22 protein-coding genes and 1 pseudogene are annotated in these 21,353 nt (G+C 74.4%); 10 read left to right on the top strand and 13 right to left on the bottom strand.

Annotated elements, in window-relative coordinates:
• Window positions 1-91 precede the first annotated feature (91 nt).
• Window positions 92-355: a GlsB/YeaQ/YmgE family stress response membrane protein gene (locus tag C3489_RS26240; protein ID WP_103784542.1), complete on the top strand. Its 264-nt coding sequence runs from the start codon at window positions 92-94 to the stop codon at window positions 353-355.
• A 24-nt stretch (window positions 356-379) separates the two neighbouring features.
• Here the strand turns inward: C3489_RS26240 and C3489_RS26235 are convergent, their stop codons facing one another.
• Entirely contained in the window at window positions 380-832 is a 453-nt protein-coding gene (locus C3489_RS26235; RefSeq protein ID WP_103784541.1) for a flavodoxin family protein, read from the bottom strand.
• A 92-nt stretch (window positions 833-924) separates the two neighbouring features.
• Between C3489_RS26235 and C3489_RS26230 the strand changes: the two genes are divergently transcribed.
• Window positions 925-1,377, top strand: coding sequence for a YbhB/YbcL family Raf kinase inhibitor-like protein (locus C3489_RS26230; protein WP_103784540.1), 453 nt, complete (start codon window positions 925-927; stop codon window positions 1,375-1,377).
• A gap of 46 nt (window positions 1,378-1,423) precedes the next feature.
• Window positions 1,424-2,302: an SDR family oxidoreductase gene (locus C3489_RS26225; RefSeq protein WP_103784539.1), complete on the top strand. Its 879-nt coding sequence runs from the start codon at window positions 1,424-1,426 to the stop codon at window positions 2,300-2,302.
• On the opposite strand, the gene C3489_RS26220 is transcribed toward C3489_RS26225, so the two are convergent.
• Both C3489_RS26220 and C3489_RS26215 read right to left on the bottom strand, forming a co-directional pair.
• The gene (locus C3489_RS26220) at window positions 2,271-2,945 is read right to left on the bottom strand and encodes a dienelactone hydrolase family protein (RefSeq protein ID WP_103784538.1); all 675 of its coding nucleotides are present in this window, start codon (window positions 2,943-2,945) and stop codon (window positions 2,271-2,273) included. The two genes, C3489_RS26225 and C3489_RS26220, sit on opposite strands and share 32 nt — an antisense overlap.
• Window positions 2,946-3,033: 88 nt before the next feature.
• The gene (locus C3489_RS26215) at window positions 3,034-3,936 is read right to left on the bottom strand and encodes a LysR family transcriptional regulator (RefSeq protein WP_103784537.1); all 903 of its coding nucleotides are present in this window, start codon (window positions 3,934-3,936) and stop codon (window positions 3,034-3,036) included.
• Between the two features lie 148 nt (window positions 3,937-4,084).
• Here C3489_RS26215 and C3489_RS26210 point away from each other — a divergent pair, with 148 nt between their 5' ends.
• Window positions 4,085-4,780, top strand: a complete 696-nt coding sequence (locus C3489_RS26210; protein WP_103784536.1) for a type 1 glutamine amidotransferase domain-containing protein — start codon at window positions 4,085-4,087, stop codon at window positions 4,778-4,780.
• Window positions 4,781-4,881: 101 nt separating this feature from the next.
• Window positions 4,882-5,376, top strand: coding sequence for a DUF6069 family protein (locus C3489_RS26205; RefSeq protein WP_103784535.1), 495 nt, complete (start codon window positions 4,882-4,884; stop codon window positions 5,374-5,376).
• Window positions 5,377-5,389: 13 nt separating this feature from the next.
• Here C3489_RS26205 and C3489_RS26200 read toward each other — a convergent pair whose 3' ends face one another.
• Entirely contained in the window at window positions 5,390-6,232 is an 843-nt protein-coding gene (locus C3489_RS26200; protein ID WP_181139851.1) for an alpha/beta fold hydrolase, read from the bottom strand.
• A 174-nt stretch (window positions 6,233-6,406) separates the two neighbouring features.
• On the opposite strand from C3489_RS26200, the gene paaK reads away from it, so the two are divergent.
• Window positions 6,407-7,705 (top strand): phenylacetate--CoA ligase PaaK, encoded by a 1,299-nt coding sequence (paaK, locus tag C3489_RS26195; RefSeq protein ID WP_103784533.1) that lies wholly within the window; start codon window positions 6,407-6,409, stop codon window positions 7,703-7,705.
• Window positions 7,706-7,713: 8 nt separating this feature from the next.
• Here paaK and C3489_RS26190 read toward each other — a convergent pair whose 3' ends face one another.
• The gene (locus C3489_RS26190; RefSeq protein WP_103784532.1) at window positions 7,714-8,892 is read right to left on the bottom strand and encodes an FAD-dependent monooxygenase; all 1,179 of its coding nucleotides are present in this window, start codon (window positions 8,890-8,892) and stop codon (window positions 7,714-7,716) included.
• A gap of 106 nt (window positions 8,893-8,998) precedes the next feature.
• On the opposite strand from C3489_RS26190, the gene C3489_RS26185 reads away from it, so the two are divergent.
• Window positions 8,999-9,556 (top strand): TetR/AcrR family transcriptional regulator, encoded by a 558-nt coding sequence (locus tag C3489_RS26185; protein ID WP_103784531.1) that lies wholly within the window; start codon window positions 8,999-9,001, stop codon window positions 9,554-9,556.
• Window positions 9,557-9,563: 7 nt separating this feature from the next.
• Here the strand turns inward: C3489_RS26185 and C3489_RS26180 are convergent, their stop codons facing one another.
• Window positions 9,564-11,063: an acyl-CoA synthetase gene (locus C3489_RS26180; RefSeq protein WP_103784530.1), complete on the bottom strand. Its 1,500-nt coding sequence runs from the start codon at window positions 11,061-11,063 to the stop codon at window positions 9,564-9,566.
• Window positions 11,064-11,270: 207 nt separating this feature from the next.
• Here C3489_RS26180 and C3489_RS26175 point away from each other — a divergent pair, with 207 nt between their 5' ends.
• On the top strand, window positions 11,271-13,673 hold the full coding sequence (locus C3489_RS26175; RefSeq protein ID WP_103784529.1) for a penicillin acylase family protein: 2,403 nt from the start codon (window positions 11,271-11,273) through the stop codon (window positions 13,671-13,673).
• A 49-nt stretch (window positions 13,674-13,722) separates the two neighbouring features.
• Here C3489_RS26175 and C3489_RS26170 read toward each other — a convergent pair whose 3' ends face one another.
• Both C3489_RS26170 and C3489_RS26165 read right to left on the bottom strand, forming a co-directional pair.
• Complete coding sequence (locus C3489_RS26170; protein ID WP_103784528.1) at window positions 13,723-14,142, bottom strand: hypothetical protein; 420 nt, start codon at window positions 14,140-14,142, stop codon at window positions 13,723-13,725.
• A gap of 17 nt (window positions 14,143-14,159) precedes the next feature.
• Window positions 14,160-14,693, bottom strand: coding sequence for a DUF2231 domain-containing protein (locus C3489_RS26165; RefSeq protein WP_103784527.1), 534 nt, complete (start codon window positions 14,691-14,693; stop codon window positions 14,160-14,162).
• Window positions 14,694-14,798: 105 nt separating this feature from the next.
• On the opposite strand from C3489_RS26165, the gene C3489_RS26160 reads away from it, so the two are divergent.
• A complete protein-coding gene (locus C3489_RS26160) occupies window positions 14,799-15,545 on the top strand; it encodes a metalloregulator ArsR/SmtB family transcription factor (protein WP_103784526.1) in 747 nt (248 codons plus the stop codon).
• 1 nt (window position 15,546) lies between these two features.
• On the opposite strand, the gene C3489_RS26155 is transcribed toward C3489_RS26160, so the two are convergent.
• Both C3489_RS26155 and C3489_RS26150 read right to left on the bottom strand, forming a co-directional pair.
• Entirely contained in the window at window positions 15,547-17,091 is a 1,545-nt protein-coding gene (locus tag C3489_RS26155) for an acyl-CoA synthetase (protein ID WP_103784525.1), read from the bottom strand.
• 38 nt (window positions 17,092-17,129) lie between these two features.
• Window positions 17,130-18,242, bottom strand: a complete 1,113-nt coding sequence (locus tag C3489_RS26150; protein ID WP_103784524.1) for a nitronate monooxygenase family protein — start codon at window positions 18,240-18,242, stop codon at window positions 17,130-17,132.
• Window positions 18,243-18,453: 211 nt separating this feature from the next.
• On the opposite strand from C3489_RS26150, the pseudogene C3489_RS26145 reads away from it, so the two are divergent.
• A pseudogene (locus C3489_RS26145) lies at window positions 18,454-20,171 on the top strand (serine hydrolase).
• 36 nt (window positions 20,172-20,207) lie between these two features.
• On the opposite strand, the gene C3489_RS26140 reads toward C3489_RS26145, so the two are convergent.
• From C3489_RS26140 to C3489_RS26130, 3 genes are all read right to left on the bottom strand, one after another.
• Complete coding sequence (locus C3489_RS26140; RefSeq protein ID WP_103784523.1) at window positions 20,208-20,756, bottom strand: GNAT family N-acetyltransferase; 549 nt, start codon at window positions 20,754-20,756, stop codon at window positions 20,208-20,210.
• A 55-nt stretch (window positions 20,757-20,811) separates the two neighbouring features.
• Window positions 20,812-21,003, bottom strand: coding sequence for a DUF2795 domain-containing protein (locus C3489_RS26135; RefSeq protein WP_103784522.1), 192 nt, complete (start codon window positions 21,001-21,003; stop codon window positions 20,812-20,814).
• A gap of 75 nt (window positions 21,004-21,078) precedes the next feature.
• Window positions 21,079-21,353: tetratricopeptide repeat protein (locus C3489_RS26130; RefSeq protein ID WP_146075350.1), on the bottom strand; the 275-nt coding region annotated here is incomplete at its 5' end.

The following is a 21,353-nucleotide window of genomic DNA, read 5'->3' as shown; positions in this document are numbered from 1 at the left end:
ACGGGATGGGCGGGCCGTCCGGGGAGGACTGCCGCAGGTCCGAGCGGGCACTCGGTCGTCACCACAACGACGAAGGGGTGACAGACCGCTCATGGAGATCTCCGGCGTCATCAGCGCCATTGTTATCGGCATTGTGATCGGCGTTCTGGGCCGGCTCGTCGTCCCGGGCCGCCAGCGCATCGGCATCCTGTGGACCATCGTGATCGGCATCATCGCGGCGTTCATCGGCTCCGGCATCGCCGCCGGACTGGGCGTCGCGGACACCAAGGGCGTCGACTGGGTCGAGTGGCTCATCCAGATCGCCCTCGCGGCGCTCGGCGTCTCCGCCGTCAGCAAGGTGAAGCTGCGTCGGTGACGAGCACGGGAACCGGGCAGGGGGTCACTCCATCAGGCCGGCCGCCAGGGTGGCCCCCAGTTCCCAGCACGCCTCCAGGTCGGCCTTGGCGGGCTCGCCGGTCACCGCCACCGGCTCGGCCGCCCGGCGCCAGCCCAGGCCCGTCGTGATGGACCCGATCGCCCGCAGCGCACCTGTCACGTCATTGCCGCCGTGCACCCACGCGCCGAACGGCCGGCCGCGCGTGGCGTCCAGACACGGGTAGTAGACCTGGTCGAAGAAATGCTTCAGGGCGCCCGAGATGTAGCCGAGGTTCGCCGGGGTGCCCAGCAGATACCCGTCCGCCTCCAGCACGTCGGAGGCGGTCGCCGCGAGCGCGGCACGCCGTACGACCCGGACCCCCTCGATCTCGGGGGCGGTCGCGCCGGCGACGACGGCCTCGAACAGCGCCTGGCAGTGGGGGGACGGCGTGTGATGCACGATCAGCAAGGTGGCCACAGGCCCCCACCCTGCCGGGACGGGCCCGCCCGGCGCAACCCGCGCCTCCCGCGCCCCCGCATGCACGGGTGCACCTCGGGTACTCCGGCCGCATGGCCGGTATCGAACTGAGAAGCAGCGCGTTCAACGACCACGCCGTCATCCCGCGCCGCTACGCGCTGGAGGGCGAGAACGTCTCCCCGCCGCTCGACTGGTCCGGCGTGCCGGACGGCACCGCGGAGCTGGTCCTGCTGTGCGAGGACCCGGACGCCCCCTCGGGCACCTTCGTGCACTGGGTGGTCGTGGGTGTCGACCCGGGCAGCCCGGGCGCGGAGACGGGCAGCGCCCCGCCGGGCGGCACGGAGCTCGTCAACGGCTACGGCAGGCCCGGCTGGGGCGGGCCGCATCCGCCGCCCGGCGACGACGCCCACCGGTACTTCTTCCGTCTGTACGCACTCGGCGAGCCCTGCGTCCTGCCCGACGCGCCCTCGGCCGAACAGGTGCACGAGGCCGTGGAGAAGCACCAGCTGGCGAGCGGCACGCTGGTGGGCCTCTACCAGCGGTGAGCCGGACGGCTCCGCCGGACCGACGACTCCTTCAGGAAGGGGAACCGTGAACACACCCCAGCACCCCGCCGAGCGGCACCCGCAGCCCGACTTCCCCGCCCAGGACCAGCCGCACCCCGGCTGGACCGGCCCCATGGACCCGCCGCCGGACCACGGTGAGGAGTCCTACCGGGGCAGCGGGCGGCTGGCGGACCGCAAGGCCGTGATCACCGGCGGCGACTCCGGCATCGGCCGGGCCGTCGCCCTCGCGTTCGCCCGGGAGGGCGCGGACGTGCTGTTCACCCATCTCGACAGCGAGAAGGACGAGGCGGCCGAGACCGCCCGCCTGGTTCAGGAGGCGGGCCGCCGGGCGGTGGCGGTGTCGACGGACATCCGCGAGGAGGACAATTGCCGCGCGCTGGTCGAGCGGGCGGTGGCGGAGTTCGGGCGGATCGACGTCCTGGTGAACAACGCGGCCTACCAGATGTCCCAGCCGGACGGCATCGAGGCGATCACCACCGAGCAGTTCGACCGGGTGATGCGCACCAACCTGTACGGCATGTTCTGGGTGACGAAGTTCGCCGTGCCGCACATCCCCGAGGGCGGCAGCGTCATCAACAGCACCTCGGTGCAGGCCTACAAGCCGAGCCCGCACCTGCTGGACTACGCGATGACCAAGGGCGCGATCGTCACCTTCACCCAGGGGCTCGCGCAGATGCTGATCGACCGCGGCATCCGCGTCAACGCCGTGGCCCCCGGGCCGGTGTGGACGCCGCTGATCCCGGCGACGCTGCCGGACACCGCCGAGTTCGGCAAGCAGGCGCCGATCGGGCGGCCCGCGCAGCCCGCCGAGATGGCGCCCGCGTACGTCTTCCTGGCCTCGCCGGACGCGTCGTACATCACGGCGGAGATCGTCAACGCGACGGGCGGGACGCCGCTTCCCTGACCCGGAGCTGCTCGGCGCACCACCGGCGGGCGGTGTCGGCGACCTCCTCCAGGGCGCCGGGCTCCTCGAAGAGGTGGGTGGCGCCGGGCACCACGTGCAGCGTGTGCGGGGCACCCAGCTCGCGTCCGGCGTCCTCGTTGAGCCGCAGCACCTCCGTGTCCCGCCCGCCGACCAGCAGCAGGACCGGTGCGCGTACGGCCTTCAGCGCGTCCCCCGCCAGATCGGGGCGCCCGCCGCGGGAGACGACCGTCAGGACGCGCTCGGGCCGGCGTGCCGCGGCCACCAGCGCCGCCGCGGCGCCCGTGCTGGCGCCGAACAGGGCCACGGGCAGCTCCCGGGTGGCGGGTTCCCGGCCGAGCCAGTCGAGGGCGGCGGCGACGCGCTCGCCGAGCAGACCGATGTCGAAGCGGTGCTCGGCGGTGACGCGGTCGCGGTCGTCCTCCTCCTCGGTCAGCAGGTCGACGAGCAGGGTGCCCAGGGCGGCCTCGCGCAGCCGCTCGGCGACCATCCGGTTGCGCGGGCTGTGCCGGGAACTGCCGCTGCCGTGCGCGAACAGGACGACGGCCCGGGCGCCGTCCGGCAGAACGAGGTCGCCCGTCAGGGACACACCGTCGACGGGCACCTGGACCGTGCGGGAGGTCATGGCTCCTCCTCGGGCAGGGCGGGCAGGGCACCTGACCGGCGCCCCAGTACCCAGCGGGGGCGCACCTACACGCCTCGGGCGCCGGTGCCTACCAGCCGCGCGCGGCCCGCAGCAGCAGGTCCCGCACGCGCCCCACGTCCGGGTTGTCGCCGGCGCCGGGGCGCTGCACCAGGAAGCCGGTGTTGATGGGCGGGTCCTCGGGTTCGTGCAGCGGTACGAGGGTGCCGCGGGCCAGCTGGTCCAGGCACAGATAGCGGGGCAGCACGGTGAAACCGGCGCCCGCCTCGACCGCCGCGAGCACCCCGCGCAGATCGGGCACGGTGAGGGCCGCGGGGCAGGACAGCCGGCGGCCGAAGACATGGCGCCAGTAGCGGCGGGCGATCGGCAGGTCCTCGGCGTAACTGACCAGCGGGACCGGGTGCAGGACGGCGGGGCCCTCGACGGCGAGCCGCTCCTTGAGCGCGTCGGCCCAGACGGGCGCGGCGACCAGGACGAACTCCTCGTCGGTCAGCGGCACGGCGGTCAGGGTGCGGCCGCGCGGGCGGGTGGTGGCGATGACCAGGTCGTGGCGGCCGGCGCGCAGTTCGTCGAGCAGCGGGTCGGTCAGGCCGGGGGTCACGCGCAGCCGTACGCCGTCGGCGACCAGCGGCGCCAAGGCCGGCAGGGCGCGGGTGCACAGCAGCTCGGCGGGCCCGGCGAGGTGCACCGGCACGCGGCGGCCGTCGGCGGCCGGGTCGGGGCCGGCCACGCCGGCGAGGGCGTCCAGCGGCGGGGCGATCCGGGTGGCGAGCTCGTCGGCGACAGCGGTCGGCACGACACCGCGTGGCCCGCGCTCGAACAGCTCGCGCCCGGTCTGCCGCTCCAGCGCCCGCATCTGGGTGGTGACCGTGGGCTGGGACAGGCCGAGCAGCTGGGCGGCGCCGGTGAAGGAGCCCGAACGGTACACGGCGAGGAAGGTGCGCAGATGGTTGAGGTCGAGCTGGTCGGTCACGGGTCGAATCTACGCGGTCGGGTGGCGGCAGAGCCATAGGGGAACCAATGGCAGCCATGGAGAAGTTCATTGGAACTCTATGGCTCATGCTCCTACGGTCGACGGTGGCAGTCAGCCCGTTGTTACGGAACTCGTGGAAGAGACACCCATGTCCAAGATCCTCTTTGTGATGACCGGCGCCGACCGGTGGACGCTCGCCGACGGCACCCAGCACCCCACCGGTTTCTGGGCCGAGGAGGCCGTCGCCCCGTACGAGGCGTTCAAGGCCGCCGGCCACGAGATCGTCGTCGCCACGCCCGGCGGTGTGGTGCCGCCCGTGGACAAGGCCAGCCTCGCGGCCGAGGTCAACGGCGGCCGGGAGAACGCCGACCGCATCGCCGCCGCGCTGGAGGCGATGACCGAGCTGCGGCGGCCCGTCCGGCTGGAGGACGTCACCCTCGACGACTACGCGGCCGTCTTCTACCCCGGCGGCCACGGCCCCATGGAAGACCTGGCGGTGAACGCCGACTCCGGCCGGCTGCTGACCGGTGCGCTGGCCGCCGGCCTGCCGCTGGGCGTCGTCTGCCACGGGCCGGCCGCGCTGCTGGCGGCTCAGGGGCCGGACGGCGCGAACGCGTTCGCCGGGTACCGGGTCGCGGCCTTCACCAACGCCGAGGAGATCCAGGGCGGGCTCGCCGACCGGGCGAGGTGGCTGCTGCAGGACCGGCTCACCGAGGCGGGTCTGCGGGTAGAGGCGGCCGAGCCGTGGGCACCGCACGTCGTGACCGACCGCAACCTGGTCACCGGCCAGAACCCGGCCTCCTCGGCACCGCTCGCGGCGGAGCTGCTCAAGCGGCTGGGCTGAGCCCGTCCGGGTGAACCGTGGCCCGCGTCCGCGCCCCGACATGCGGCCGGGGCGCCGGGGCTCTTGACTGAGGACAGCGAAGGCACGGCAGGAGGTCACGCATGGAGACATCCGACCCGCCCCAGGACGCCCCCCGGGCCACCGACGCCGCCCCCGTGACGGCGCGGCGGCGCGGGCCGGGACTCGACGCCGGCCGGCTGTGGGCCGGCGGAGTGATGGCCGCCGGCGTCGCCGGGCTCGCGGCCGTGGCGGCGCTGCTGGTGGTGCGCGGAGTGCTGGGCGTGGCCCTGTTCGTGCCGCGAGGCGACGACGTGATGGCCAGCGCCTCCACCGGGCTGCCGGCGGGCGGTGCCGCGCTGGCCGCGCTCGCGGCGACCGGCCTGGTCCATGTGCTCGCCCTGACCGTCCCGCGCCCCGGCCGCCTGTTCACCTGGCTGGCCACAGCGGGCACGGCGGCGGCCGCGCTCCTGCCCTTCACCACCACCGCGAGCACCGGCACCCAGCTGGGCACGGCGACGGTGAACCTGGCCATCGGCGCCACCATCGGCTCGCTGCTGTCGGCGGTGGGCCGCGGCGCGGTGCGGAAAGGGTGGTGACGGGGGCCGCGCGTCAGTGCGTCCCGTCGAGGAACGCGGTCAGGCACCGCACGAACCATTCCGGGTCGTCGAGCCACGGGTAGTGGCCGGCGCCCGGCTGTACGGCGAGCTCGGCCTGCGGGAAAGCCTCGGCCGCGCGGCGGGCCAGCTCCGGGCGGGGGCCGCCGTCGAGTTCGCCGGCGAGGAACAGCACCGGGGCGGTGAGCGCGGACAGCGCGGCCCTGGTCGCCGGCGGGTCGAAGGCCCCGGGGTCGAAGTAGCGGTCGGCCGCCTCCTCGTTGGTCTGCGGCGCCTCGGACTCCGCGTGCGCCCGGGCGGCGTCGTCCCAGCGGCCGTAGAAGAAGAGCGCGAGGTCGGCGTCGTACTCCCGCTCCCCCGCCAGCCAGTCCCGCAGCGCCGCGAACGCCTCGGCGAAGCCCGGCCGGCCCTGCCGCAGCCGGGCCGCCGCCAGCCGGTCCTCGGCGCTCGCCGCCAGGCCCAGCGGGCGCAGGGCGGTGGTGATCAGCGCGAGCCGGGACAGGCGCCGCGGGTGGCGGGCCGCGTACAGGGCGGCCAGGCTGCCGCCCGCCGAGTGCCCGAGCAGGTCCATCCGCTCCAGGCCCAGGTGGGCGCGCAGCGCCTCCACGTCGTCCACCTGCCGGTCGCAGCGGTACGTCGCCGGGTCGGCCGGGGCCGCGGAGTCGCCGGTGCCGCGCAGGTCGAGCAGGATCAGGCGGCGGTGCCGGTCGAGCCCGCCCAGGTCGCCGAGGTAGACGGAGGCCCGCATCGGCCCTCCGGGCAGGACGACGAGGGGCTCGCCCCTGCCGCGCTCGTGGTAGGCGAGCGGCGTTCCGTCGGCGGCGGTGAAGATCGGCACGAGCGAGAGCATCGGGGGCCACGCCCGTGAGCTGCAAGGGGATTTCCCCGCCCCGGCCAAAAAGTGCGCCCTCCCCTCTTGCCTGCTCCCGCCGCGCCTGGATTACTGATCCCGAGCACCTCGACCGAATGATCGGTCGCCCGGATTGACATGGTTGGTGAGGGAGTAGTCCCGATGGCGGATGCGACGGCGGACCTGCTGGACTCGGGGGAACGGCTCGACCGGGACGCCCTGCGCGCGCTGCAGCTGGAGCGGCTGCGGTCCTCGCTGCGGCACGCCTACGAGAACGTGCCGTTCTACCGGGAGTCCTTCGACAAGGCGGGCGTGCACCCCGACGACTGCCGCTCCCTGGACGATCTGGCCAGGTTCCCCTTCACCACCAAGACGGACCTGCGCGACAACTACCCCTTCGGCCTCTTCGCCGTCCCCCGCGACCGGGTCCGCCGGCTGCACGCCTCCAGCGGCACCACCGGCCTGCCCACCGTCGTCGGCTACACCGAAGGCGACCTGTCCATGTGGGCGGACATGGTGGCCCGCTCGATCCGCGCGGCGGGCGGCCGTCCCGGCGACGTCGTGCACATCGCCTACGGCTATGGCCTGTTCACCGGCGGCCTTGGCGCCCACTACGGCGCCGAGCGCCTCGGCTGCACGGTCGTCCCCGCGTCCGGCGGGATGACCGCCCGCCAGGTGCGGCTGATCCAGGACCTGAAGCCCCGGATCATCATGGTGACGCCGTCGTACATGCTCACCCTGCTCGACGAGTTCGAGCGGCAGGGTGTCGACCCGCGCTCCACCTCGCTGGAGGTGGGCGTCTTCGGCGCGGAGCCGTGGACGGAGGAGATGCGCCGGGAGATCGAGCAGCGGTTCGGCATCGACGCCGTGGACATCTACGGGCTGTCGGAGGTGATCGGCCCGGGCGTGGCGCAGGAGTGCGTGGAGACCAAGGACGGGCTGCACATCTGGGAGGACCACTTCTACCCGGAGGTCGTCGACCCGATCACCGGCGAGGTGCTGCCCGACGGCGAGGACGGCGAGCTGGTGTTCACCTCGCTCACCAAGGAGGCCATGCCCGTCGTCCGCTACCGCACCCGGGACTTGACCCGGCTGCTGCCGGGCACGGCCCGCGTCTTCCGGCGGATGCGGAAGATCACCGGCCGCAGCGACGACATGGTGATCCTGCGCGGGGTGAACCTCTTCCCCACCCAGATCGAGGAGATCGTGCTGCGCACGCCGGGCGTGGCCCCGCACTTCCAGCTGCGGCTGACCCGGGAGGGCCGCATGGACGCCCTCACCGTCCGTGCCGAGGCCCGCCCCGACGCGGGCCCCGAGACCCGCGAGGCCGCCGCCCGGTCCATCGCCGCGGCCGTCAAGGACGGCATCGGCGTCTCGGTCGCCGTCGAGATCGTCGAGCCGGAGTCCCTGGAGCGCTCGGTCGGCAAGATCCGCCGGATCGTGGACCTGCGCCCGCGCTGAGCCGTCCGTCAGCCGACCGCGGGCGTCGTTCCCGTGAGCGCGGGCGGCGTCCAGTCCGCGTGCCGCAGCAGCCCGCGCAGCATCACGGCGGGCGGGGTGAGCCGTACGGCGGTGTTGCGCAGCCCGACGGCCAACGGGTGGGTCAGCCGGTGGCCCATGCGGCCGGCCTGGCGCGCGGCGCGGGCGACACCGGCGCTGCGCGGGCGCCGCTCGGCGTCGTAGCGGGCCAGGGCCGCCTCCACCGACGGTTCGCCGGCCAGCGCGGCGGCCAGGACGACCGCGTCCTCCAGGGCCTGGCAGGCACCCTGGCCGAGGTTGGTGGTCATGGCGTGGGCGGCGTCGCCGAGCAGGGCCACCCGGCCGGCCGTGAACGTCGGCAGGGGCGTGGCGAGTTCGCGGATGTCGTGGTGCAGAACGGCGTCCGGGCGGGTGGCGTCCAGCAGCGCGGGAATCGGGTCGTGCCAGCCGGCGAACCTCGTCCGCACGGCCGCCAGGGCGTCGGCGTGCCGGGTGCCCGCCGGTGCGCCGAGCACCGCGAACCACTCCGCGCGGCCGTCGGCCAGAGCGAGATGACCGAACTCCGCGCCCCGGCCCCAGGTGAGGGAGAAGTCGGTGGGCAGGGCGAGCGGCCCGTCGGTGAGGGCCCGCAGAACGGTGGAGCCGCTGTGCACCGGTCCCGGGTGACCGGGCAGCAGCTGGGCGCGCAGCCGGCTGTTGACGCCGTCGGCGGCCACCACCAGGTCCGCCTCCAGGGCGCCGTCCGCGAGCAGCACCCGGGGCCGGGCGGGGTCGGTGAGGTCGACGCCGGTGGCCGGGCTCGCGACGCGCAGCCGGTCGGCGGGCAACGCCTCGCGCAGCAGCCGGTGCAGGTCGGCCCGGGTGATGCCGTGGATCGGGTCGCCCACGGCGCGGGCCAGCGCGGCGCCGTCGAGCCGGGTCAGCCACCGGCCGTCGGGCGTGCGGGTGCCGCCGGTGCGCACGGGCCGCGCGGCCGCCCGTACCGCCGTGCCGACGCCCAGCGCGTCCAGCGCGCGCAGCCCGTTGGCGTGCAGGGAGATGCCGGCGCCGACGTCGGCGAGGACCGGCGCGCGTTCGACGACGGTCACCTCCCAGCCGGTGCGGAGCAGTCCGATCGCGGCCGCCAGCCCGCCGATGCCCCCGCCCACGACCACCGCACTTGCGCGCATACCGCGCCCCCTTCCCTTGAGCACCGGGCTTCTACAGCTGTAGAAGACCGGCAGCAGCGTACGCCCGCCCTCTACAGCTGTAGAAACCGGGGTGTAGAAAGAGGGGGTGTCCACCGATCGACGTACCGTGCTCGCCGACGCGGCCATCGGCGTCCTCGCCGACGCCGGGATGCGCGCTCTGACCCATCGCGCGGTGGACCGGGCGGCCGGGCTGCCGTCCGGGACGACCTCGGCGTACTTCCGCACCCGGCAGGCGCTGCTGACCGCGCTGGTGCGCCGGCTGGTGGCGCTCGACCAGGCCGAGTTGCGGGCGGCCGGGGAGGCGACGCCGGCGCCGCGCACGGCCGAGGACCTGGCCGCCGGGATCGCCGCGCTCACCGAGCGCCGGCTGACCGGCGAGGGGCGGCGCCGCTCCCTCGCGCGCTACGCGTGCGCGCTGGAGAGCGTGCGGCACCCGGAGCTGAGGGAGATCCTGCTGCCGCGTGAGAACGCGGGCCGCGATCTGGTGCGGGGCTTCGTCGCGGCCCAGGGGCACGCGGACGCCGAGGAACGCACGCTGACGCTGCTGCGTTGCGTGGACGGGCTGGTCTTCGACCGGCTGGTGAGCGGCGGCGCGGTGGGCGCACGGGAGATCCGGCGCCTGGTGGACGCGGCTTTGCGCTGACGCCCTCTCATCCCTCCTTGAGCCGGTCCCGCAGCTCCCGTTTGAGGATCTTCCCGCTGGCGTTGCGCGGCAGCGCGTCGGCGAAGACGACCCGCTTGGGCGCCTTGAAGGCGGGGAGCTTCTCCCGGGCGTGGTCGATGAGTTCGGCCTCCGTCACCTCGCCGCGCGGGACGACGACCGCGGTGACCGCCTCGATCCAGCGTTCGTCGGGCAGCCCGATCACGGCGGCCTCGGCGACCGCCTCGTGCGTGTACAGGGCGTCCTCGACCTGGCGGGAGGCGATGAGCACGCCACCGGAGTTGATGACGTCCTTGACCCGGTCGACGATCGTGAAGTAGCCGTCGGCGTCGCGCACCGCGAGGTCCCCGGAGTGGAACCAGCCGTCGCGGAACGCCTCGGCGCTCTCCTCGGGCTTGTCCCAGTAGCCCTCGCACAGCTGCGGCGAGCGGTAGACGATCTCACCGGGCGTCCCGGCGGGCACGTCCTTGCCGTCCTGGTCCACCACCCGGGCGTCCACGAACAGCACCGGCCGGCCGCAGGAGTCCAGCCGCCCCTCGTGCTCGTCGGGTCCCAGCACGGTCGCCAGCGGGCCGATCTCACTCTGCCCGAAGCAGTTGTAGAAGGCCAGGTGCGGCAGCCGGGCGCGCAGCCGCTCCAGCACGGGCACCGGCATGATCGAGGCCCCGTAGTAGGCCTTGCGCAGCCCGTCGAGGTTCCGGGTGGTGAAGTCGGGCCGGTTGGCCAGGGCGATCCACACCGTGGGCGGCGCGAAGAGGCTGTCGCAGCGGCCGGCCTCGATCAGGTCGAACAGCCGCTCCCCGTCGGGGGCGTCGAGGATCACGTTGGTGGCGCCGACGGCGAGGTAGGGCAGCAGGAAGACGTGCATCTGCGCCGAGTGGTACAGCGGCAGCGAGTGGACCGGGCGGTCCCCGGCGCTCAGGTCGAGGGCGGTGATGGCGCTCAGGTACTCGTGGACCAGCGCCCGGTGGGTCATCATCGCGCCCTTGGGCAGGGCGGTGGTGCCGGAGGTGTACAGCAGCTGCACCAGGTCCTCGCCGCGCGGCTCCGGCCCGTCGTAGGGCGTGGCCCCGGTCAGCCCGGCGAGCAGCGAGTCGTCCGCGTCGCGCAGCGGCAGGGTCCGTACGCCGTCGGGCAGCCGGCCGGCGAGGTCCGGGTCGGTGAGGACGAGGGAGCTGCCCGACTGGTGGACGAGGTAGGCGAGGTCGTCGCCGGTGAGGTGCTGGTTGACGGGCACGTGCACCAGGCCCGCGCGGGCGCAGCCGAGGAAGGCGATGAGATAGGCGTCGGAGTTGTGGCCGTAGGCGGCGACCCGGTCGCCCGGTGCGAGCCCCTGGGCCAGGAGCAGGCTCGCCGCGCGGGAGACGGCGTCGTCGAGTTCCTCGTACGTCCAGGAGCGCTCGCCGTAGGTGACGGCGGTGCGCGCGGGGGTGCGGCGGGCGCTGCGGCGCAGCACCCCGTCGACGGTGCTGCCGTGTCCGGGCGTCATGCCTCATGATCCTCGGCCGGTGCGCCGGGGCGGTCAAGACATGTGCGCGTCCGGGGGACGGTCGCCCGCGTCCCTGGCACCCGGGCGGCCGGGGGCGGAGTCGTGGCGCCGCCCGGCGGGCGATCCCTGTCAACTCGCCTGCAGCCAGGGACACATACCGGCTGGTACGCTCAACCGCTCCTTCCCCCGACGATGTTGGGAGGCACGATGCGCACCCGCCTGAGACGAGCCGCCGTAGCGGCCGCCGCGCTGCTCACCGCCGTGTCCGCGCTGCCGGCGGCCGCGGCGGACCGGACCGGCCGCCAGGACCACCCCGCGCACGGCGGGCTGTCCGCGGTCATCCGCTACACCGAGTACGGCATCCCGCACATCCTCGCCCGCTCCTACGCCGACCTCGGTTTCGGCACCGGCTGGGCGCAGGCCGCCGACCAGGTCTGCACGCTGGCCGACGGCTTCGTGACCGTCCGGGGCGAGCGCTCGCGGTGGTTCGGCGCGGACGCGCCGACCGACGGCTCGCTGTCCTCGGCCGCCACCAACCTCTCCAGCGACCTGTACTTCCGCGGCGTACGGGAGGCGGGCACGGTGGAGCGGCTGATGGCCACGCCCGCGCCGGCCGGGCCGAGCCGTGACGTCAAGGAGCTGATGCGCGGCTTCGCCGCCGGGTACAACGCCTGGCTGGCCCGCAACCCGATCACCGACCCGGCGTGCCGGGGCGCCTCCTGGGTGCGGCCGGTCAGCGCGCTGGACGTGGCCGCGCGCTCCTACGCGCTCGCCGTGCTCGGCGGGCAGGGCAGGGCGATCGACGGCATCACGGCCGCCCGGCCGCCGGTGGCCGGACAGCCGGGCACGCAGGCGCCCGGCACGGCGGACGCCGCGCGGGCCGCGCGGGCGCTGCTCGCCACCGACACCGCCGACATGGGGTCCAACGCGGTCGCCTTCAGCGGCGCGACGACCGCGAACGGCCGCGGTCTGCTGCTCGGCAACCCGCACTACCCCTGGCAGGGCGGCCGCCGCTTCTGGCAGTCCCAGCAGACCATCCCCGGCGTGCTGAACGTGTCCGGCGCCTCGCTGCTCGGCTCACCGACGATCTCCATCGGCCACAACGCGTACGTCGCCTGGAGCCACACCGTGGCCACCGGTGTCACCCTCAGTCTCCACCAGCTGACGCTGGATCCGGCCGACCCGACGGTCTACCTGGTCGACGGCGAGCGGGAGCGGATGACCCGGCGGACCGTCACCGTCGCGGCCCAGGACGGCACTTCCCTCACGCGGACGCAGTGGTGGACCCGGTACGGCCCGGTGACGACGTCGCTCGGTGCCGGGCTGCCGCTGCCCTGGACGGCCACGACGGCGTACGCGGTGGGTGATCCGAACGCCGTCAACCTGCGCGGCGCCGACACCGCGCTCGGTTTCAGCCGGGCCCGCTCCACGGACGACGTGCTCGCCTCGCTGCGCCGCACCCAGGGCCTGCCGTGGGTGAACACGATCGCCGCCGACTTCCGGGGCCACAGCCTGTACACGCAGTCGCAGGTGCTGCCCCGGGTCACCGACGACCTGGCGCAGCGCTGCTCCACTCCCCTGGGCCGGGCCACCTACCCGGCGTCCGGCCTGGCCGTCCTGGACGGCTCGCGGGGCGACTGCGCGCTCGGCAGCGACCCCGACGCGGTGCAGCCCGGGGTGTTCGGGCCGGCGCGGATGCCGGTGCTGAAGGACGCGCCGTACGCGGAGAACTCCAACGACAGCGCCTGGCTGGCCAACGCGGACCGGCCGCTGACCGGCTACGAGCGGATCTTCGGCACCGTCGGCACCGCGCGCACGCTGCGCACCCGGGGCGCGCTGCGGGACGTGGCGGCGATGGCGGAGCGCGGCGGGCTGACCGTACAGGACCTGCAGGCACAGCAGTTCGCGAACCGGGTGCCCGCGGGCGACCTGGCCGCCGCCGACGCGGCGACGGCGTGCGCGGCGCTGCCGGGCGGTACGGCGACCGGCAGTGACGGCAGGGCCGTCGACGTGCGGGAGGCGTGCGGGGTGCTGGCGGCCTGGGACCGCACCGTGAACACCGCGAGCCGGGGCGCGCTGCTCTTCGACCGGCTGTGGCGCAAGATGCCGGCCGCGCAGCTGTGGAAGGTGCCGTTCTCGCCGGCCGACCCGGTGTCCACCCCGAACACGCTGAACACCGACGCCCCGGCGTTCGCCACGGCCCTCGCGGACACGGTGGCCGAGCTGCGGGCGGCGGGCATCGCGCTGGACTCCCCGCTGGGCGAGCACCAGTTCGTGGTGCGCGGCGGGCAGCGCATCCCGGTGCCCGGGGGAACGGAGTCGCTCGGCGTGTGGAACAAGGTCGAGCCGGTGTGGAACGCGGCGGGCGGCGGCTACACCGAGGTGGCCCACGGCTCCAGCTACATCCAGGCGGTGGGCTGGGACGGCTCGCGCTGCCCAGTGGCCCGCACCCTGCTGACGTACTCCCAGTCCTCGGACCCCGCCTCGCCGCACTTCGCCGACCAGACGCGGCTGTTCTCCCGGGGCGAGTGGGTGACCTCCCGGTTCTGCGAGCGGGACATCCTCACCTCGCCGGGGCTGCGCGTGATCCGGGTGAGCGAGCACCGGTGACACCGGCGGCGCCCGGGGTCCGTCTCCCGGGCGCCGTGCGGTGCGTCCGTCAGCTGCCGCCGACGCCCAGTGCCGACAGCAGCACCAGCACCAGGGTGGCGGCGCCGAGGACGCCGTGGGCGGCGACCACCGGGACGGGCAGATGACGCTCGGGCGGCGCCGTCTCGCCGGCCGTGCCCTGGTAGACGGGCAGCCAGCGGCCGAACAGGGTGAAGCCGAGCAGGGCGACCGCGACCAGCACGCCGAAGGACGTCCAGGCCAGGGCGTCCTTGTCGGCGGCGAGGTAGACGATCCACACCACCAGTCCGGCGGCGGCGAGCAGGAAGTGGCCGAAGACGACGGGCGCGGGCAGGCGGGTCGGCGACGCCTGCTGCGCGGGGCGCAGGCCGCCGCGTGCGATCCAGCGGGCGAGCAGGACGAAACCGCCGAGGGCGGTGACGATCCAGGCGATCAGAGCGGCGATGTCCATGGGCGTCTCCAGGTGGGTCAGGACGGGGGCCGGGTGCGGTAGCCGTCGGCCTGTGCGGCCTCGTCGGCGACCCGCACGCCGAAGCGGTAGGCGAGTTTTCCGCCGAGATACCCGGACAGGCCGAGGGCGGCGAGCGCGACGGCGGAGAGCGCCAGCTGTCCGGCGCCGACGCCCTCCTGTCCGGCGGGGCCGCCGCTGTGCCGCCAGGCCCAGCCACCGGCGTAGGCGGCCGTGACGGCGAGGTTCAGCGTCATGTGGACCAGCGCCGTGCGGAACGCGGGGGTGCCGGTCGGGATCGCGAACAGGTCGAGGAAACCGACGCAGGCCGCCGCCAGCGCGCCGATCACCCCGATGGCGATCAGCCACATCGAGCCGCGCACCAGGAAGGCGGGCCGGTCGACGACATGGGAGGCGATGTCGAAGACCAGGCTGCTCACCCACGCGCCGATCGGCACCGTGACCAGGATCGGATGGAAGGGGTGACCGTACGGCCCCGCCAGCGCACCGCTGACCGGCTGTTTGGCCTGACGAAGATCGGCGTTGACCGTCATACCGGCACCTCACCTGGGGGGTATTTCACCAACGATTGTTGGTCTTATTCCGGTCGCGGGTCAAGGCCGGCGTCAACGCCCGCCCGGCGGAGTTACGGTGGGCGGGTGACGTTCGATTCCCCCGCCGCGGGAGCCCCGGGCCCGACCACCACCGACTCCGTGGCCGCGCTCGCCGTGCTGGGTGACGACTCCCGGCGGCGGCTGTTCGACTTCGTGCGGCGGGCCCGGCGGCCGGTGACCCGGGAGGAGGCGTCGGCGGCGGTCGGGATCTCCCGCAAGCTGGCCGCCTTCCACCTCGACAAGCTGGTCGACTCGGGGCTGTTGCAGGCCCGGCACGGCGGGCACGGGCCGCGCCGGGTGGGCCGCGCGCCGAAGGTGTACGAGCCCAGCGCGCAGACGCTGCAGATCACGCTGCCGCCGCGCCGGCACGAGCTGCTGGCGTCCCTGCTGGCCGAGGCGGTGACGGGGGCGCAGCCGGGCGAGAGCGCGCACCACGCCGCGCTGCGTGTGGCGCAGGAGCGCGGCGCCTCCCTGGGTGCCGAGGCGCGTGGGCGGGACGTGACCGGCTTCCTGGAGTCCCTCGGGTTCGAGCCCGCCGAGGACGGCAGCGGCCGTACCGTGCTGCACAACTGCCCGTTCCACCCGGTGGCCGCTCAGGCGCCGGCGCTGGTGTGCGGGATGAACCACGCCTTCCTGTGCGGCTACCTCGCCGCCTCCGGGCATCCGCGCACCACCGCGGTGCTGGAGCCGCAGGCGGGCCTGTGCTGTGTCGAGCTGATCACCGGCGCGGCGGACACCGGCGACGACGTCGCGGACGCCGCCTGCGCCCGCGACGACGACGGCCTTCCGTAGCTCACACCGGCCGGGCCCGGCCCGCCCAGTACGGCTCGCGCAGCCGGCGCTTGTACAGCTTTCCGTTGGGGTCGCGGGGCATCTCGGCGACGAAGTCGATGCTGCGGGGCCGCTTGTACCCGGCGAGGCGCTCGGCGCAGTGCGCGAGCAGTTCGGCGGCGAGGCCGGGGCCGCCTTCATGGCCGGGCGCGGGTTCGACGACGGCCTTCACCTCCTCGCCCCAGTCGTCGTGCGGCACCCCGAAGGCGGCGGCGTCGGCGACCGCCGGGTGGGCGAGCAGCGCGGACTCGATCTCGGCCGGGTAGATGTTGACCCCGCCGGAGATGATCAGGTCGATCTTGCGGTCGCGCAGGAAGAGGTAGCCGTCCTCGTCGAGGTACCCGAGGTCGCCGACGGTGAAGAAGTCGCCGATGCGGCCCCGGCGGGTCTTGTCCTCGTCCTTGTGGTAGGCGAAGCCGCCGGTGCTCATCCTCATGTACACCGTGCCGAGCCGGCCGGGCGGCAGCCGGTTGCCGTCGTCGTCGAAGATGGCGAGTTCGCTGATCGGCCAGGCCCTGCCGACGGTGCCGGGCTTCTTCAGCCAGTCCTCGGCGGTGGCGAAGGCGCCACCGCCCTCACTGGCGGCGTAGTACTCCTCCACACAGTGGCCCCACCACTCGATCATCGCCCGCTTCACATGGTCCGGGCACGGGGCGGCGCCGTGGATGGCGTGCCGCAGGGACGACACGTCGTAGGCCTGCCGGACCTCCTCGGGCAGGGCGAGCAGCCGGTGGAACTGGGTCGGGACCATGTGGGTGTGCGTGCACCGGTGGGTGTCGATCAGCCGCAGCATCTCCTCGGGTGTCCACCTGTCCATCACCACGAGCCGGTGGCCGAGGTGCAGGGAGGCGCCCGCGAACTGCAGGACGGCCGTGTGGTAGAGCGGCGAGCACACCAGGTGGACGTTGTCGTCGAACGGCCGAATGCCGAAGATGCCGAGGAAGCCGCCGAGATGGGCCTGCTCCGGGGGTGTGCCGGGCAGCGGGCGGCGGATGCCGCGGGGGCGGCCGGTGGTGCCCGAGGTGTAGTTCATCACCCAGCCGAGGGTGCGCTCGTCGGGGGCGGACTCGGGCCGGCCGTCGAGGAGTTCGGGGTACGGCCTGAAGCCCTCGGCCGTGCCGACGGCGTACCGGTGCACCGGGGGCAGCCCGGCCTCGTCGGCGGCGGCGCGGGCGGCATCGGCGTACCGCTCGTGGGCGATGAGGACCTTGGCGCCGGAGTCGGCGACGATCCATGCGATCTCCGGGCCGACCAGGTGGTGGTTGACGGGCACGAGGTAGAGGCCGGCCTGGGTGGCGGCGAGGTAGGCGGTGAGGAACTCGGGGCCGTTGGGCAGGACGACCGCGAAGGCGTCGCCGCGCCGCAGGCCGGCCGCGCGCAGCCCGTGCACCAGGCGGTTGGCGGCGCGGTGCAGCCGGCCGGCGGTCCACCGCTCGCCGTCGGGTGCGACGAGCACGACGCGCCCGGGGTCGGCGGTGGCCTGGGCCCAGAATCCCCTGGGAGCCATGTCCGCTCCCGTGGGTGTCGCGGCTGATCCCGTGGAGGTCACGGCTGTCCGCTCCTTCCTGCGATGCGGTTGACGCGGTCGACGGCCCGCTCGAAGCCTCGGGTGAGGTCGTCGAAGACGGCGCGCACGCTGCGTTCCTCGCGCATCCGGCCGACGATCTGTCCCACGGGCGTGCCGAGCAGCGGCTCGACCTCGTACGTCTGGATGCGGGAGACCGCCTCCGCGACCAGCAGCCCCTGCAGCGGCATCGGCAGGGCGCCCGGCCCGGCGGGGTCGTCCCAGGCGTCCGTCCAGGCGGTGCGCAGCTGGCGGGCGGGCTTGCCGGTCAGGGCGCGGGAACGGACGGTGTCGCCGGAGCCGGCGGCGAGGAGTCTGCGGGTCAGGGCGGGCGAGTGCAGGTCGGCCTCGGTGGTGGTCAGCCAGATCGAGCCCAGCCACACGCCCTGGGCGCCGAGCGCGAGGGCGGCGGCGATCTGCCGGCCGCTGCCGATGCCGCCGGCGGCGAGCACGGGCAGCGGGTCGACGGCCTCGACGACCTCGGGCGTGAGCACCATGGTGGCGATCTCGCCGGTGTGCCCGCCCGCCTCGTAGCCCTGGGCGACGACGATGTCGATGCCGGCCTGCCGGTGCTTGCGGGCGTGCCGGGCGCTGCCCGCCAGTGCGGCGACCAGCACGCCGCGGTCGTGGGCGCGGGCGACGACGTCGGCGGGCGGGGAGCCGAGGGCGTTGGCGAGCAGCCGGATCGGGTAGTCGAAGGCCACGTCGAGCTGGGCGCGGGCGACGTGCTCCATCCACCCGGTGATGCGCCAGCCGGAGGCCTCCCCGTCGGGCAGCTCGGGCACGCCGTACCGGGCGAGGGTCTCCTTGACGAACTGCCGGTGCCCTTCGGGGATCATGGCCTCGACGTCGGCCTCGGTGACGCCGTCGACCTTCTTGGCGGGCATGACGACGTCCAGGCCGTAGGGCCGGCCCTCGGCGTGCGCCTCGATCCAGTCGAGGTCGCGCCGCAGCTCCTCGGGGGCGGTGTAGCGGACCGCGCCGAGCACCCCGAAGCCGCCCGCCCTGCTGATGGCGGCGGCGACGGCGGGGAACGGCGTGAAGCCGAAGACGGCGTGCTCGACGCCCAGTTTCCTGCTCAGCTCCGTCTGCATGCGCGCAGGATGCCGCAGCCGGCGACAGGGCGGAAGACCCTTTCTGATACTCCGTCAGATTCTGTCGCGCGCAGCCCCTGTTGACACACCTCCGGGCTGACGGGAAAGTTTCACGCGGCTCCACGATCGCGGAAAGATACTTTCGGGTAGTGAGCGGGAGGAAACGGTGGGCGGACTGACCCGGCGTCAACTGGGCGCGGCGGCCCTGTCCATGGGCGGAGCGCTGGCGCTCGTCCCGTTCCCGGCGGGTCCGGCGGCGGCCGCGGAGCCGCACACCGGCGGACCGACGCTCCGGCACGGCTCGCCGGAGCAGGCCGGGCTGCTCGCCGGGCATCTGCGGCAACTGGTCTGCGACGCCAAGGCGTTCCTCGGCCCTCCCCCAAGCACCCGTGGTACGCCGGGGCGGTGCTGCTCGCCGGGCGCGGCGCGACCGTCGCACTGCACGAGCCGATCGGCATGGCGGTGCGCTACCGGGCCTACGACGAGAAGACTGACACCGGCGTCGAGTTCCCGCCCGAGCAGCAGATCCCGATGGCCGAGGACACCGTCTTCGACCTGGCGTCGGTCTCGAAACTCTTCACCTCGCTGCTGGCCGTCCAGCAGATCGAGCGCGGCGCGCTGCGCCTGGAGGGGACGGTCGCCTCGTATCTGCCGGAGTTCGGGGCCGCCGGCAAGCAGGACGTCACGGTCCGTCAGCTCCTCACCCACACCTCGGGTTTCCGTGCCTGGATACCGCTCTACAACGCGCCGACGCGCGAGGAGAAGCTGCGGCTGATCTACGACGAGGCCCCGCTGAACCCGCCGGGCACCGCCTACCTCTACTCCGACCTGAACCTGATCTCGCTGCAACTGGTCCTGGAGCGGATCACCGGGCGCCCTCTGGACGCCCTGCTGCACGAGGAGATCACCGGACCGCTCGGTCTGACCGGCACCCGCTACAACCCGCCCGCCTCCTGGAAGCCGAGGATCGCCGCCACCGAGGACGCCCGCAGACCCTGGTCCGGTCTGGACCGGGGGCTGGTGTGGGGCGAGGTGCACGACGAGAACGCCTACAGCCTGGGCGGGGTCGCGGGTCACGCGGGTGTGTTCTCCTGCGCCTGGGACCTGGCCGTGCTCGCCCGCACCCTGCTCGACGGCGGCCGCCACGGCCGGACGCGCATCCTGCGCCCGGCCTCCGTGGAGCTGATGTTCACCGACTTCAACACCGCCTTTCCCGGCCACGAGCACGGACTGGGCTTCGAGCTCTACCAGCACTGGTACATGGGGGCGATGGCCACCCCGCGCACCGCCGGTCACACCGGTTTCACCGGTACGTCGCTGGTGCTGGACCCGACGACCGACTCGTTCCTGGTCGTGCTCGGCAACTCGGTGCATCCGGTGCGCGGCTGGCGCTCCGGCTCCGCGCCGCGCGTGGCCGCCGGGACCAACCTGGCGCGCGCCGTGCCGGTGCGCCCACGGCAAGGCCGTACCGCCTGGTTCTCCGGAACGGCGAGCGCCACGTCGGCCACGCTGACCCTGCCGCCGCTGGACACGGCGGCGGGCGGGGCGCGGCTGACCTGCGGGCTGTGGTGGGACACCGAGCCGCGGGCGGACGTCCTGGCTCTGGAGGCGTCCACGGACGGCGGCGGCAGCTGGCAGCCGGTGCCGTTCAGCACGGCCGCCGTGACCGGTGGACCGGCCCAGGAGCATCCCTCGGGCACGGTCACCGGCTGGTCGGGCCGCGTCTGGCACCGGCTCACAGCACCGCTGCCGGCCGCCCCGAGTCTCACCCTGCGCTGGCGCTGCACGACGGACCGGCTCTACGTCGGACGGGGAGCGTACGTCGACGCGCTGCGGGTCGAGACGGGCGCCGGGCCTCTCTTCGACGAACGCCGCCCGGCGGACGGCTCCCGCATCGAGGCGAAGGGCTGGTCGGCGTCGGCGGACTAGGGCGCGCGACGCAGGAACGATCGGAACGACGGGGGTCTAAGCCCCGGTGTGCACGCGGGTGTGCAGGTGGCCGGGGAGGGGGAAGTCGGGCGGGGCGGCCGGCAGCAGGCCGCACAGGGCGTAGCCGGCCTTCTGCGCCACGCGGCAGGACGCGGTGTTGTCCGTCTGGTGCAGCAGGTCGAGCCGGGACAGACCGAAGGACGCGAAGGCCCACTCGGTCAGGGCGCGCAGCGCGCGGGGAGCAACGGCGCGGCCCCGGGCGTGGGCGGCCGTCCAGTAGCCGACCTCGGCGCCGTCGGCCGTCCTCTTGAGGGCCACATGGCCCACCAGCTCCGCTTCCGCGGGGGCCGGCTCGACGACGGCGAAGGCATAGCGGTCGCCGCTGTCCCAGCCGTCGCGCTGCACCTGGATCCAGCGGGTCGCGCTCGCCTCGTCATGGACGGGTGCGGTGGCCCAGCGGCGCAGCGCCGGGTCGCGGTGGGCCCGGGCGAGCCGCGGCGCGTCCCCACGGTCCCAGGGGCGCAGCAGCAGGGCCGGTGCGCCCTCGGCGGCTTCTGTCCGAAGCAGGGCGGTGGTCAGGTCCATCCGCCGAGCCTACGCGGCCGGGGACGCACCGGGTCCGTGGGACGGCACTTGCCGGCTAGGAGTTGAACACCGCCTTCTGGACCTCGTTCGGTCCGTCGAAGTGGTCCTCCTTCAAGCCGTCGAGACGACTCACGATCTTGTCGTCGGCCTTGTTCTTGCGGGCGACCTCCACCAGGTGCTTCTTGTCCGTGGGGTAGTCCATCCCGCTGAGCGCCTTCTGCAGGTCGATGGGGCTGAGGTCCGCCATGGGAACTCCTTGGACGGTCGTGCGGAATGTGTCGTATCACCGCTTCGTCCCGGTACCCGTAGGGCCGCGGCCCATTCAACTCACCTGCCGGCCGAGCTGCCGCAGACAGTGGGCCTCGTCGGTGCGGGCGGCGAGGGTGTCGGGGTGCTCGGGGCCCAGCACGCGCTCCCGGGCCTCGGCGACGTGCCGGTACGCGGTCAGGGCGTCCGCCCAGCGGCCCAGCCAGCCCAGACCGACGGCGATCTCACGGTGGCTGACCAGCGTGTCCGGATGGTCGGCGCCGAGCACCCGCTCGCGCAGCGCGCACACCTCCCGGGCCTCGGCCAGCGCCTCCTCCCAGCGGCCGAGAC

This window comes from Streptomyces sp. Ru71, from assembly GCF_002920535.1.
Taxonomy (GTDB): Bacteria; Actinomycetota; Actinomycetes; order Streptomycetales; family Streptomycetaceae; genus Streptomyces.
Note: the sequence above shows the minus strand (reverse complement) of the source record. Positions and strands in the feature narration are given on the sequence as shown.

Coding starts and splice junctions, on each gene's coding strand:
- C3489_RS26210 (WP_103784536.1), top strand. CDS start 4,085: ATGTCCAAGATCCTCTTTGTGATGACCGGCGCCGACCGGTGGACGCTC.
- C3489_RS26165 (WP_103784527.1), bottom strand. CDS start 14,693: ATGACGGTCAACGCCGATCTTCGTCAGGCCAAACAGCCGGTCAGCGGT.
- C3489_RS26180 (WP_103784530.1), bottom strand. CDS start 11,063: ATGACGCCCGGACACGGCAGCACCGTCGACGGGGTGCTGCGCCGCAGC.
- paaK (WP_103784533.1), top strand. CDS start 6,407: ATGGCGGATGCGACGGCGGACCTGCTGGACTCGGGGGAACGGCTCGAC.
- C3489_RS26175 (WP_103784529.1), top strand. CDS start 11,271: ATGCGCACCCGCCTGAGACGAGCCGCCGTAGCGGCCGCCGCGCTGCTC.
- C3489_RS26240 (WP_103784542.1), top strand. CDS start 92: ATGGAGATCTCCGGCGTCATCAGCGCCATTGTTATCGGCATTGTGATC.
- C3489_RS26170 (WP_103784528.1), bottom strand. CDS start 14,142: ATGGACATCGCCGCTCTGATCGCCTGGATCGTCACCGCCCTCGGCGGT.
- C3489_RS26205 (WP_103784535.1), top strand. CDS start 4,882: ATGGAGACATCCGACCCGCCCCAGGACGCCCCCCGGGCCACCGACGCC.
- C3489_RS26155 (WP_103784525.1), bottom strand. CDS start 17,091: ATGGCTCCCAGGGGATTCTGGGCCCAGGCCACCGCCGACCCCGGGCGC.
- C3489_RS26150 (WP_103784524.1), bottom strand. CDS start 18,242: ATGCAGACGGAGCTGAGCAGGAAACTGGGCGTCGAGCACGCCGTCTTC.
- C3489_RS26190 (WP_103784532.1), bottom strand. CDS start 8,892: ATGCGCGCAAGTGCGGTGGTCGTGGGCGGGGGCATCGGCGGGCTGGCG.
- C3489_RS26140 (WP_103784523.1), bottom strand. CDS start 20,756: ATGGACCTGACCACCGCCCTGCTTCGGACAGAAGCCGCCGAGGGCGCA.
- C3489_RS26220 (WP_103784538.1), bottom strand. CDS start 2,945: ATGACCTCCCGCACGGTCCAGGTGCCCGTCGACGGTGTGTCCCTGACG.
- C3489_RS26230 (WP_103784540.1), top strand. CDS start 925: ATGGCCGGTATCGAACTGAGAAGCAGCGCGTTCAACGACCACGCCGTC.
- C3489_RS26135 (WP_103784522.1), bottom strand. CDS start 21,003: ATGGCGGACCTCAGCCCCATCGACCTGCAGAAGGCGCTCAGCGGGATG.